The sequence below is a fragment of the Streptomyces capparidis genome (assembly GCF_054782095.1).
The window spans coordinates 103,767-115,955 of sequence record NZ_BAAGTD010000019.1 but is presented as its reverse complement, the minus strand read 5'-3'; the positions used below and the strand labels follow the sequence as shown (position 1 = coordinate 115,955).

Annotated in this window: 8 protein-coding genes; 2 read left to right on the top strand and 6 right to left on the bottom strand. The window is 75.8% G+C overall.

Annotated features, from left to right (window positions below; translation table 11 throughout):
* Nucleotides 1-20: 20 nt before the first annotated feature.
* The 5 genes from ACYVO2_RS17505 to xylA form a co-directional block, all read right to left on the bottom strand.
* Nucleotides 21-761: an SAM-dependent methyltransferase gene (locus tag ACYVO2_RS17505; RefSeq protein ID WP_461008765.1), complete on the bottom strand. Its 741-nt coding sequence runs from the start codon at nt 759-761 to the stop codon at nt 21-23.
* A 314-nt stretch (nt 762-1,075) separates the two neighbouring features.
* Nucleotides 1,076-4,399, bottom strand: a complete 3,324-nt coding sequence (locus ACYVO2_RS17500) for a S8 family serine peptidase (protein ID WP_461008764.1) — start codon at nt 4,397-4,399, stop codon at nt 1,076-1,078.
* A 331-nt stretch (nt 4,400-4,730) separates the two neighbouring features.
* Nucleotides 4,731-5,432 carry an ABC transporter ATP-binding protein gene (locus tag ACYVO2_RS17495; protein WP_461008763.1) on the bottom strand — a complete coding sequence of 234 codons (702 nt, stop codon included), beginning with the start codon at nt 5,430-5,432 and terminating at the stop codon, nt 4,731-4,733.
* 34 nt (nt 5,433-5,466) lie between these two features.
* The gene (locus ACYVO2_RS17490; RefSeq protein WP_461008762.1) at nt 5,467-6,924 is read right to left on the bottom strand and encodes an ABC transporter permease; all 1,458 of its coding nucleotides are present in this window, start codon (nt 6,922-6,924) and stop codon (nt 5,467-5,469) included.
* Nucleotides 6,925-7,235: 311 nt separating this feature from the next.
* Entirely contained in the window at nt 7,236-8,393 is a 1,158-nt protein-coding gene (xylA, locus tag ACYVO2_RS17485) for a xylose isomerase (protein WP_461008761.1), read from the bottom strand.
* Nucleotides 8,394-8,529: 136 nt separating this feature from the next.
* On the opposite strand from xylA, the gene xylB reads away from it, so the two are divergent.
* Complete coding sequence (xylB, locus tag ACYVO2_RS17480) at nt 8,530-9,963, top strand: xylulokinase (RefSeq protein ID WP_461008760.1); 1,434 nt, start codon at nt 8,530-8,532, stop codon at nt 9,961-9,963.
* Nucleotides 9,960-11,252 carry an ROK family protein gene (locus tag ACYVO2_RS17475; RefSeq protein WP_461008759.1) on the top strand — a complete coding sequence of 431 codons (1,293 nt, stop codon included), beginning with the start codon at nt 9,960-9,962 and terminating at the stop codon, nt 11,250-11,252. The genes xylB and ACYVO2_RS17475 overlap by 4 nt, the downstream gene beginning before the upstream one ends.
* Here ACYVO2_RS17475 and ACYVO2_RS17470 read toward each other — a convergent pair.
* The gene (locus tag ACYVO2_RS17470; RefSeq protein WP_461008758.1) at nt 11,222-11,923 is read right to left on the bottom strand and encodes a L,D-transpeptidase family protein; all 702 of its coding nucleotides are present in this window, start codon (nt 11,921-11,923) and stop codon (nt 11,222-11,224) included. The genes ACYVO2_RS17475 and ACYVO2_RS17470 overlap by 31 nt on opposite strands.
* Nucleotides 11,924-12,189 lie beyond the last annotated feature (266 nt).

The following is a 12,189-nucleotide window of genomic DNA, read 5'->3' as shown; positions in this document are numbered from 1 at the left end:
GGCGCGGGCGCGGGGTGCGGTCAGGCCGCGGGGGCGAGGGTGAGGTAGGCGAAGCCGAGGATGCCCCGGTAGGCCATCCACCCGGCGCGGTGGTCGTCGGCGCGCTCGCGGGCGGGCGCGGCCTCCGGGGCGCCGGGGTGGGCCAGCGCCCACCGCTCCAGGCCGCCGCACCACCGGGACTCGAAGGAGTCCCACTCGTCGGCGTTCGCCACGGACACGGCCAGGGGCCGGTACCCGCACGCCACGGCCAGCTCGACCAGGCCCGCGAGCGGGGTGTAGTCGTCGGGTGCGGCGTCCAGGGCGGCGAGCGCGGCCGGGGTGGGCTCGCGCTCCCAGAAGCCCTCGCCGAGCAGCAGCCGCCCGCCGGGGCGCAGCAGCGGGCGGACCGCCTCCAGGGTTCGGCGGGCGCCGCCCCAGGCGTGGGTGGCACCAACGGTGATGACGACGTCCACCGGATCGCCCGCCCACCCGGCGGCGTCCGCCCGCTCCAGTCGGACCCGGTCGGTCAGGCCGCGCGCCGCGGCGGCGGCCCGGCCGCGGGCGAGGGCTCCCTCCGCGGTGTCCACGCCGACGCCGGTGGCGGTCGGTTCGGCCTCCAGCAGCCGCAGGAGCAGTTCGGCCCAGCCGCATCCCAGGTCGAGCACGGTGGCTCCGGCCAGGGGGCGCAGCGAGCGCAGCAGTTCTGCGGCGCGGGCGTCGGACAGGGGGGAGTTGAAGTCCAGGTCCTCGTAGGCGAGGTCGCGCAGGGCGGATTCGGTCATGGTTGGGCACCCTGGCACCTGAGGGCGGGTGGCCTCCAGGGGTTTTACGGGCGCGCTCGGGCGTTCGACACGGCGTGCCACTGGCGATACTCGACCGGGACGCGATGATCCACAGAGCGTTTTTCGCCGGGCGATGAATAATATGTGTTGTCAGCCCTCAGCCGGCACCGTCGCTTCCCCCCGTGAGCGACGCCGGCTGGGGGCGTCGTTCGTGCCGGTCCGCCGTGTGCCGGCCGGTGCCGGGACGTGCGGCGGCCCCGGTCCGGCGGTCGTGTGCCGCCGGGCCGGGGCCGTCACCGGTCCGCGCCGGCTCGCTACCGGACCAGGTTGTAGGCGCGGTGGAGCACCTGGTGGGTGGTGTTGCCCGAGGTGTCGCTGAGGCGCACCTTCAACGACACGGACTTCGCGCGCTCCGGGTGCTTCAGCGTGATCGACTTGCCGCCGTTCGCGTCCGTCCGCACGGCGGTCCCGCGCCACCACTCGCCGCCGTCGTAGGAGACCCACACCCGCAGCGTGCGCAGACCGCGGCCCGCGGCGGCGCCCTCCACGGTCAGCGGCACGGTCAGCGACCGGCCCGCCTTCGCGGTGCTCGCCAGGGACAGCTTCGGGTGGAAGCGGACGGTGGACAGCGGCAGCCACACCTCCTCGTCCCCGGTGGGCCGCGCCGAGGTGAACGTCCAGTCGGCGGTGACCCGGGTGGTGGCGGCGGAGACCTTGGCGCTGCGGCTGACGTCGGCGCTGATGGTGTAGGTGGCCGCCGCGTCGGGCAGGTCGGCGAGACCGCCGCACGGCCCGGTCTCCTCGTCCACGATCTTCCTGCCGTCGGCGGTGACCGTGGTCCGGGCCCTGGTGACCAGGGAGTCGCCGAAGTTGCCCGCGCCGTCGCTGAACATCGGCACGCACAGGTCGATGCCGTCCTGGTGGCGCACCGCGCCGAACGGGCTTTCGGGCCCGCCCGCGGACGGGCCGAAGACGCCCACGTTCATCGTGAACCGGTAGGTCTTCCCGGCCCGGTAGGCGCGGCGGACGGGGTGCTCCAGATAGGTCTCGTCCTCGTCGTCGGCGCTCTGGTGGAGGTCGAAGCTCCACTTCAGTCCGGGGGGCGTGCCGACGTGGTGCCGCACGGTGCCGGGCAGCGCGACCGGGTCGGGTACGACGCCGAGCGCCATCCGCTCGCTCCACCACCCGGCGGAGACCGCGCCCTGCTTGCCCGCCGCGGGCTCGCCGACGGTGACCTCCACCCGGGCCAGCTCGCTCGCGGCCGCCCGGTGGGTGAAGCCGGTGTGCAGCGATCCGCGGCGGGCGTAGGCCAGGTCGTACACGTCCGCGCCGCGCGACCAGGTGCCCCCGATCAGGGAGGTGAGCCGGTCGTCGGGGAGGGCGGGGCCGACGTGGGCGGTGCTGACGCCGTCGAGCTCGAACAGGAAGTTGCCGAGGGCGTAGCCGCGGCCCTCGTCGATCTCGTAGGCGACGAAGGCGGCGTTGAGGCCGGCCTTGGGGTCCGGCGGGGTGACCTTCACGGGCTTGGCCGCGCGGGCGTCCAGGGTGAGCGCGGTGTCCCGGGTCAGCGACAGCTTGGGCCGGGTCATCAGGGCCAGCTTCCGGTCGCCGGTGCTGATGGAGGTGTCCACCACGTAGTCGCCCCTGGGCAGGCGGAGTTTCACCACGCCGTCGCCGTCGGTGTCGTCCGGCATCTTCTCCACGGCGTTGTCCAGGCCGACGACCGAGGTCAGGGAGCCGGCGCCGGGCTTGCCCGCGGCGTCGAGGGTCCGCACCGTCAGGTCGTAGGACTCCACCTCGCGGACGACCCCGAAGGCGGTGCCGACCCGGGTGCCGTCGTCCGCCGTGGCGGCCAGCAGGCCGGAGTGGAGGCCGTCCTCGCCGGTGGTGGTGTCGACGGTGAGCTCCGCGTCGGCGGTGCCGCCCGCGGGGACAGTGAGCCGGGAGGCGCTGAGCCGGAGGGCGGGCGGGGTCGGGCCGTTGGGGCCGCCGGTGCCGTGCAGCCGCAGGTCCAGGGTGACCGGCTCGCTGCCGTGGTTGCGGTAGGTGACCTTCCGCGTCACCGGCTCGTCGTCGTGGTGCGGCCACAACTGCACGCCGAAGTCCAGCCGGGTCTGCTCGGTCACCACGCTCTGGCCGACCGCCCGCGCCAGGTCCACCCGGCCGCCGCCCTGCCGGTAGGCGGTGGCGTCGCCGAAACGCGCGGAGGCGGTCAGCGCCTGCTTGATCTGCCGGCCGGTCCAGCCGGGGTGCCGCTGGGCGACGATCGCGGCCGCGCCCGCCGCGTGCGGGGTGGCCATGGAGGTGCCGGACATCGACACGTACCCGTCGCCCGCCGGGTCGCCCAGATAGCCGTGGGCCGCCTTGGCGGCGACGATGTCCACGCCGGGCGCGGTGACGTCCGGCTTGAGCGAGCCGTCGGCGGCGGGCCCGCTGCCGGAGAACTCCGCGACGGCGTCGTCGCGGTCCACCGCGCCGACGGTCAGGGCCTCCTCGGCGGTGCCGGGCGAGCCCAGGGTGCCCTCGCCGGGGCCGTCGTTGCCCGCGGCGACGGCGAACAGCACGCCCTTGTCCCGCGTGTAGGCGTCGATCGCCTTCTCCAGCGGGTCGTCCTCGGGGGTGTCGGGCCCGCCGAGGCTGAGGTTGATCACCTTCGCGCCCTGCCGCACGGCCCAGTCGATGCCGGCGAGGACACCGGAGTCCTCGCCGTAGCCGTCGTCGTCGAGGACCTTGGCGTCCAGGATCAGCGCGTCCGGGGCGACGCCGCGGTTCCTCCCGTCCGACTTGGCGCCCGACCCGGTGATCACGGACGCCACATGGGTGCCGTGGCCGGCCCGGTCCACGGTGTCCTCCGCGGCGGAGAAGTTCTTCTCCGCGACCTCGGCGCCCTTCAGGTCGGGGTGGGTCTGGTCCACGCCGGTGTCCAGCACCGCGACCTTGACGCCCTTCCCGGTGTACCCGGCCCGCCAGGCGGCGGGGGCGCCGATCTGGGACGCGCTGCGGTCCAGGCTCGCCCGGCGCACACCGTCCAGCCACACCCGCGCGATGCCGGCGGCGGTGCGGCGGGCGGGGCCGGTGCCCTCGCGGGTGAGGGCGTTCCACACCTCGGTGGAGCCGGCCTTGGGCGCGGTGACGGCCTCCCCGCCGAGGGCGGGCAGGGTGCGGCGCACGGTCACGTCGGCGGCCTTCAGGGCGCTCCGCGCCGCGGCGCGCCGCCCGCCGGAGTAGGAGACGATCAGCGGGGTGCCGGCGCGGCCGGAGTCGTCGTAGCCGGACGCCAGCAGGGTGGTGACGTCGAACAGGCGCCGGTCCAGGCGGCCCTTGGCGACCAGCCCGGCGGCGTCCATGGGCAGGACGTGGGTACGGCCGTGGACGGTCCTGACGGACACCGGGATCGCGCCGCGGCCCCGGCCCGGGGTGACCCGGACGACCCGTCCCCCGGCGTCCATGTGCACCCGGTCGCCGGTGATCAGGGTGACCGCGCGGGCGGGCTCCCCGGTGGGCCTGCCCTGCCACGACGGCGCGCCCGCCGGCGCGGGTCCGGCCTGCGCCGCGGGGGCGAGGCCGAGCGCCAGCGCGCCCGCCAGGGCCGCGGACAGGGCCGCGGCGGCCGGGCCGGTGGATCCGGTTGTGCGCAAAGTCTGCCTTCCCCTCGCTCGGTGGCGCGGGCGCCGTCGGGCGTGACGGAAGCGCTTCGAGGAAAAGGCTGCGGTCTCCCCCCGGCCCCCCGGCCAGTCCCGGCCCCGCTTGTGCGCATTCATGCTTCCGCCCGGGTTGCGCACGGAACAAGGGCGGTTGCCAGGCGGTTCTGTAACAGCCGGGCGCCCCGGTTCGCGGGACCGGAGCGCGACGCGGCGAGTGCGCCGCCGTCAGGGGCGGGCGGGGGCGGGGCGCGTGGGCCCTCCCGGCCGACCGGCCGGTTCGCCGGTCCGGCGGACGGCCGGGAGGGGGCTTTGGGGTGACGGTGGATCAGGTGGCGCCGGCCGCCTCGGGGCGGCGCTGGTCCTTCACCGTCAGGGTGCCGCGGTCGATCGTCGCCACCCGCGGGGCCCGGGCGGCCAGCGAACTGTCGTGGGTGACCATCACATAGGTGAGCCCGTGCTCGCGCCACAGGCCGTCGAGCAGGGCGCTGATCTCGTCGCGGGTGCCCTCGTCCAGGTTGCCGGTGGGCTCGTCGGCCAGCAGCACCCTGGGCCGCTTGACCAGGGCCCGGGCGATCGCCACCCGCTGCTGCTGGCCGCCGGACAGCTCGCTCGGCAGGTGGGAGCGACGCTCGGCCAGGCCCACCGACTCCAGCGCCTCGGCGGCCCTGCGCCGCCGCTCCGCGGCCTTCACGCCGAGGGGCACCAGCGCGGTCTCCACGTTCTCCTGGGCGCTGAGGGTGGGGATGAGGTTGAAGGTCTGGAAGACGAAGCCGATGCTCCGCGCCCGCACCCGGGTCAGCCTGGCCTCGCTCAGCCGGGCCAGGTCGGTGCCGTCGAGCTCGACCACGCCCCCGGTGGGCCGGTCCAGGCCGCCCAGCATCTGGAGCAGGGTGGACTTGCCGCCCCCGGTGGGGCCCTTGACGACGAGGTGGTCGCCGTCAGCGATGGTCAGATCCACGCCCGCGAGGGCCTCGACGGTCTGGTGCCCGCGCCGGTAGCGCTTGACGACACCGGTGAGTGTGTACATGCCTGCGACTCCTTCGGGGAGGGGGTGCGGTGGGCTACTCGATGCGGCGCAGGGCGTCCGCGGGGCGCAGCCGCGCCGCGCGCCAGCCGCCGAAGGCGCCCGCCACCAGACCGCCGGTGACGGCGAGCAGCACGGCCAGGGCGATGGTGGTCGCGGTGAGCGGGGCGGTCAGGGCGATGTCGATGCTCTTGGCGGTCTTCTCCCCCAGCACCCGGGGCCCGCCGAAGCCGCCCGGGCCGCCGGGTCCTGCGCCGGTCGCGCCGGTGGCGCCGACGGTGGCGGTGAGACCGGGCGCGACCGCGGTGACGGCGAGGGCCCCGGCGACGCCCAGCGCGATGCCGAGGGCCCCGCCGAGCGCGCCGCCGGCGAACGCCTCCCCGACGACCTGCCGCACCACCCGGCCGCGGCTCCAGCCGACGGCCTTGAGGGTGCCGAACTCCCGGACGCGGCGGGTGACGGCGGAGCCGGTGAGCAGCGCGGCGATGAGGAACGCGGCGGCGAGCACCACCGCGGACAGCCACTTGCCGATGCTGGTGGCCAGGTCGGAGGCGGTGGACAGGGAGCCGGAGACCTGCTCGGCGAGGTCGGAGGAGCTGGTGACGGTGGTGCCGGTCACGTTCTTCTCGATGGCGGACTTCACCGCGCCGACCCGGTCGGCGTCCTCCGCCTTGACGTAGACGGTGCTGACCTTGTCCTTCATGTCCACGTCGGCCAGGGCCTGGGCGCGCGCCAGCGGCACGTACACGTTGGCCGCGGGCTCGCCGGTGTCGGCCGTGGCGATGCCGACGATCTCGTACTCGGCGCCCTTGATGGTCAGGGTGTCGCCGACGTCGAGCTTCTCCTGCCGGGCGTAGCCGCTGTCGAGGACGGCCACCGCGGCGTCGGCCTGGGCCGCGGTGAAGCCCTTGCCCTCGCTGATGCCGACGGAGCTCATCGGGCCGACGCCCTGGTCGCTGACGTCCACGCCGAACAGGGTGTAGCTGTCGACGTCGAACTCGGCGGAGCCGTGCCCGCGTTCGACGACGTCCGGGCCGCCCTTGCCGGAGCTGCCGGGCCCGCCGGGGGGCTGCTGCCCCGGCTCGATCCGGAAGGAGCCGTTGAGCTTGTTGACGGTCAGGCTCAGCCCGCCGACGGCCGAGGCCACGCCGTCCTGCCGCGCCACCTCGCGCACCGCGGACTCGTCCAGCGCCGCCAGGCCGCCCGCGGGGACCACGACCTCCTTGCTGCTCTCGGTCTCCCCCTCGCCGCGCTGGTCGAAGCGGAGCCGGGGCCGCGCGGGCCGCTCGCCGTCGGCGTCGGCCTGCCGGCTCACGGTGATGTCCGTGCCGACGCCGTACAGGGACTTGAGGACCTCGTCCTGCGCGTCCCGCATGCCGGCGGACACCGACGACACGGTGATGACCAGGCCGATGCCGAGGGCCAGCCCCAGGGCCACGACCAGGGCGGCCTTCCTGCGGCGGCGCAGCTCGCGTCTGAGATAGGTGAAGAACATGCGCCGCACGGTAGGCAGCGCGTCTCAGACGAAGGTGAGGGGCGGATGAGAGGGGGATGAGACTTCGGGCGGGGGTGAGGGCCGGGGGCATCCCCGGTGGGGACTCGGGGGGCGGGGGCGAACACCCGGGCGGCCGGGGGCCGGGGCCGAAGCCCTCCGGCCCCCTCCTGGGCGGCGCCCCGGGCCGTGGGCCGGGTGCGAGGGCTCGCGCCCCGCGCACCCCCGGGCCCCGGCCCCCGGCCCGCTGTGGGCTCAGCCCCGGGCCCGCTGCCGGGGCTTCGCCCCCGGACCCCGCCGGGGCTTCGCCCTCGTCAGCCGCGCGCGCCCAGCAGGTGGTCCATGGCGAGCTGGTCCAGCCGCTCGAAGGCCATGCCGCGGCGCGCCGCCGACTCCACGTCGAAGTCCTCGGCGAGCAGCGACGCCAGGTCCTCGCCCTCGCCGAGGGTGGGCTGGGCCAGCTCGTGCAGCCGCGAGTCGCGCAGCGCCTGCTGCACCTCGGGGTCGGCGCGGAACGCGGCGGCCCGCTCCTTGAGGATCAGGTAGTTGCGCATGCACCCGGCCGCCGAGGCCCACACGCCGTCGAAGTCCTCGGTGCGCGGCGGCTTGAAGTCGAAGTGGCGCGGCCCCTCGTACCCGGCCGACTCCAGCAGGTCCACCAGCCAGAACGCGGCGCGCAGGTCGCCGGCGCCGAACCGGAAGTCCTGGTCGTACTTGATACCGGACTGGCCGTTGAGGTCGATGTGGAACAGCTTGCCCGACCACAGGGCCTGGGCGATGCCGTGCGGGAAGTTCAGGCCCGCCATCTGCTCGTGGCCGACCTCGGGGTTGAGGCCGACGATCTCCGGGTGCTCCAGTCGCTCGATGAACGCCAAGGCGTGGCCGATGGTCGGCAGCAGGATGTCGCCGCGCGGCTCGTTCGGCTTGGGCTCGATGGCGAACCTCAGGTCGTAGCCCTGGTCGAGCACGTAGTCGCCGAGGATGTCGAAGGCTTCCTTGAGCCGGTCAAGGGCGGTGCGCACGTCCTTGGCCGCGCCGGACTCGGCGCCCTCGCGCCCGCCCCAGGCGACGTAGACCTTCGCGCCGAGCTCGACGGCCAGGTCGATGTTGCGGATCGTCTTGCGCAGGGCGTAGCGGCGCACGTCCCGGTCGTTGGCGGTGAAGGCGCCGTCCTTGAAGACCGGGTGGGTGAACAGGTTCGTGGTGGCCATCGGCACCTTCATGCCGGTGGCGTCCAGCGCCTTGCGGAAGCGGGCCACGATCTCGTCGCGCTCGCTGTCGGAGGAGCCGAACGGGATCAGGTCGTCGTCGTGGAACGTCACGCCGTGGGCGCCGAGCTCCGCGAGCCGGTGCACGGTCTCCACCGGGTCCAGGGCCGGGCGGGTGGCGTCGCCGAAGGGGTCGCGGCCCTGCCATCCGACCGTCCACAGGCCGAAGGTGAAGCGGTCCTCGGGGGTTGGCTGGAAGTTCATGGGGGCGGCTCTTTTCTGCGTTTCTGGCGCGAGGATTTCGTCAGGCCGCTGAACAAATTAGTATGCGAGCGCACATCGGACAAGAGGGACGGGGCCGGTGGCCAGGAAGCCGGCAGATGAGGCAGGGTGGTGCGGCATGGTGAACGGACCGCTGGTCGTGGGCGTGGACAGCTCCACGCAGTCGACCAAGGCACTGGTGGTGGACGCCGGGACGGGTGAGGTCCTGGCGCGGGGGCAGGCGCGGCACCGGGTCAGCGGCGGCCCGGGGCGGGAGAGCGACCCGGAGCAGTGGTGGGAGGCGCTGTGCGACGCCCTGCGGCAGACGGGGCTGGCCGAGCGCGCCGCCGCCGTCTCCGTCGCCGGGCAGCAGCACGGCCTGGTCACCCTGGACCGCGACGGCCGCCCGGTGCGGCCCGCGCTGCTGTGGAACGACGTGCGCTCCGCGCCGCAGGCCGCCGCGCTCACCGAGGCCCTCGGCGGGCCCGAGCGCACCGCGCGGCGGCTGGGCAGCGTGCCGCCCGTCAGCTTCACCGCCACCAAGTGGGCGTGGCTGCGGGAGCACGAGCCCGACGCGGCGCGGGCCACCGCCGCCGTCCGGCTGCCCCACGACTACCTGAGCGGCCGGCTCACCGGCGAACCGGACGGCGGCACCACCGACCGGGGCGACGCCTCCGGGACCGCCTGGTGGTCCACGGCCGACGAGGCGTACGACGCCGAGGTGCTGAAGTTGCTCGGCCTCGACCCCGCGCTGCTGCCCCGGGTACTCGCCCCCGGCGAGACCGCGGGCGAGGTGCGCGCCGCCGACGGGCTGCCGCTCGCCCCCGGCACCCTCGTGGCCGCGGGCACCGGCGACAACATGGCGGCGGCGCTCGGCCTCGGGCTGCTGCCCGGCCGCCCCGCGCTCAGCCTCGGCACCTCCGGCACGGTGTACGCGCCGTCCCTGCGGCGCCCGGCCGACCCCAGCGGCACCGTCGCCGGGTTCGCCGGCGCCCACGGCGGGTGGCTGCCGCTGGCCTGCACCCTGAACTGCACCCTGGCCGTGGACAAGGTGGCGACGCTGCTCGGCCGGGACCGGGAGGACGTCGAGCCCGGCGGCGAGGCCGTGCTGCTGCCGTTCCTCGACGGCGAGCGCACCCCCAACCTGCCCTACGCCTCCGGGCTGCTCACCGGTCTGCGGCACGACACCACGGCCGGGCAGGTGCTCCAGGCCGCCTACGACGGGGCGGCGTTCGCGCTGCTCAACGCGCTCGACCAGGTGCTCGCCGCGGGCGACGGAGCGGGCGGGGACGAGCCGCTGCTGCTCATCGGCGGCGGGGCGCGCGGGGTGGCGTGGCGGGAGACGGTGCGCCGCCTGTCCGGGCGCGCGGTGCGGGTGCCCGTCGCCGAGGAGCTCGTCGCGCTCGGCGCCGCCGCGCAGGCCGCGGCGCTGCTCACCGGCGAGGACCCGGCCGCCGTCGCCCGCCGCTGGGGCACCGACGACGGGCCCCTGTACGAGCCGGTGGCGCGGGACGAGGCCGCCCTGGAGCGGCTGACGGCCGCGCTCGGCGCCGCGGGACCGCTGTTCGCATGAGCGCCGCAGGCCCCGCCAGGGGAGCCCCCGCCACCCAGGCCTCGGTGCGCCACCGCAACCTCGCCCTGGTCCTGCACGCCGTCGCCGCCAGGGGCGAGGCGTCCCGCGCGGCCGTCGCCGCCGACGTCGGGCTGACCAAGGCCACCGTCTCCACCCTGGTGGAGGAGCTGATCACCGCCGGTCTCGTCACCGAGCTCGGGGTCACCCGGCCCGGCACGGTCGGCCGCCCCGGCACCGCGCTCGCCCTGAGCGCGGGCGGCCCCGCCGGGATAGGGGCGGAGGTCGGCGTGGACCACCTCGCCGTGTGCGCGGTGGACCTGCGCGGACGGGTGCGGGCGCGCCGGGAGGCGGAGTCCGGCAACCGGGGGCGCGACCCGGGCGAGGTGCTCGCCGACCTGGCGGGCCTGGTGCGCGCCGTGACCGCCGAGGCCGCCGGTGCCGGGCTGGCCCCGGCGGGCGTGACGGTGGCCGTGCCGGGCCTGGTCGGGCCGGACCACGCCACGGTGGAGCGGGCGCCCAACCTGGGGTGGACGCGGGTGGACGCGGCCGGGCTGCTGCGCCGGGCGCTCGGGTGGCCGGACGGCGGGGCGGGCGGGCCCGGGATCCGGGTGGAGAACGAGGCCAACCTGGGCGCGCTGGCCGAGCTGTGGCTGGGCGGGGCCGCGGACCGCACCGACTTCGTGCACGTCTCCGCGGAGATCGGCATCGGCGCCGCCCTGGTGGTGGAGGGGCGGCTGTTCCGCGGCGCCCGCGGCTTCGCCGGGGAGCTGGGGCACGTCCCGGTGCGCCCGGAGGGGCCCGGCTGCTCGTGCGGCTCGCGCGGCTGCCTGGAGACATACGCGGGCGAGGAGGCGGTGCTGCGCGCCGCCGGGATCGACCCGGTCAGGGCCGCCGCCGAGCACCCGGGCCCGGCGGGGCGGGTGCGGCTGCTGGCGGCCCTGGCCGAGGACGGCGACCCGGCGGCGCGGCGGGCGCTGCGCCGGGCCGGGTCCGCGCTCGGCATCGCCCTGTCCGGCGCCGTGAACATGCTCGACCCGCAGGCCGTGGTGCTCGGCGGGGCGCTGGCCCGGCTGGGGCCGTGGCTGCTGCCGCCGCTGGACCGGGAGCTGCGGCGCCGGGTCACCGACCGCGGCTGGCGGCCCGGCAGCCTCGCCGTCTCCGCGCTGGGGCGGGACGGGGTCCTGCTCGGCGCGGCCCACAGCGTGGTCCGCGCCATCCTGGACGACCCGGCCGCCTACCGGCGGACCGGTGGTGCCGCTCAGGTGCCGGGCTTGCGGCCCCAGACGTGAACGTCGTCGCCGTTCCGCAGCAGGCTCCAGTACTTCGCGGCGTCGCCGCTGCGCATGTTCACGCAGCCGTGCGAGCCGGGCGGGGACCAGACGCTGCCCTTGATGGAGTGGAAGGCCTGGCCGCCGTCGAAGAACTGGCTGTAGGGCATGGCCACGTCGTACAGCGTGGACCAGTGGTTCTTGTTGCGCCAGTAGACCTTCTTGGCGCCGGTGCGGGTCTCGTAGCCGTCGCGCCCGGTGCGCACGGCCACGGGGCCGTACACCAGCTTCTTGCCGTCCTGGATCCACGACAGTTGCCTGGTGAGGTCCACGCAGGCGATGCGGCCCTTGTTGGTCGGGCACTTCCCGGCCTTGTTGGGGTTCTTGCCCGCGGCCTTCTGCGTGTTCATCAGGCTCATCACACCCCAGGTGATGGGCCCGGCGTAGCCGTAGTTCGGGCTGATGCCGTGGGCGGTCTGGAACTTCTGGATCGCCCGGCAGTCGGCGGACGACTGCTTGCCGTCCACCGGGCGGCCGAGGAACTTCTCCACCTGCTTCTGGTACGGGCCGGTGGAGGTGGTGCACGAGGCGGCCTGGGCAGGCCCCCCGAACGCCACCGTCAGCGGAACCACCATTCCGGCGATCCCGAGTACCACCCCGGTACGGCGGCGCACCGCCGCGCTGGCTCTCATCTGCTGGCTTCTCCCCTCGCGGGTCCGCGAAACCGCGCGGACCCCCGCCGCGCGGCACTGCGTAGGACTCCGGGCGGCGGTCGATGGTTGCGGTGGTTTTCGGCGAATCCGGCGGCGGGTACCGCGGGGTCGGGGCGTCGCACACAACGAGAACGGGTCCCGGAGCGGATCGTTCACGCTCCGGAACCCGTTCGGGTGCCCGGTTACGGCCTTGCGGGGGCATCGGGGCGGGCCGGGCTGACGCCTCGGGCGCCCGGCGGGCCCGC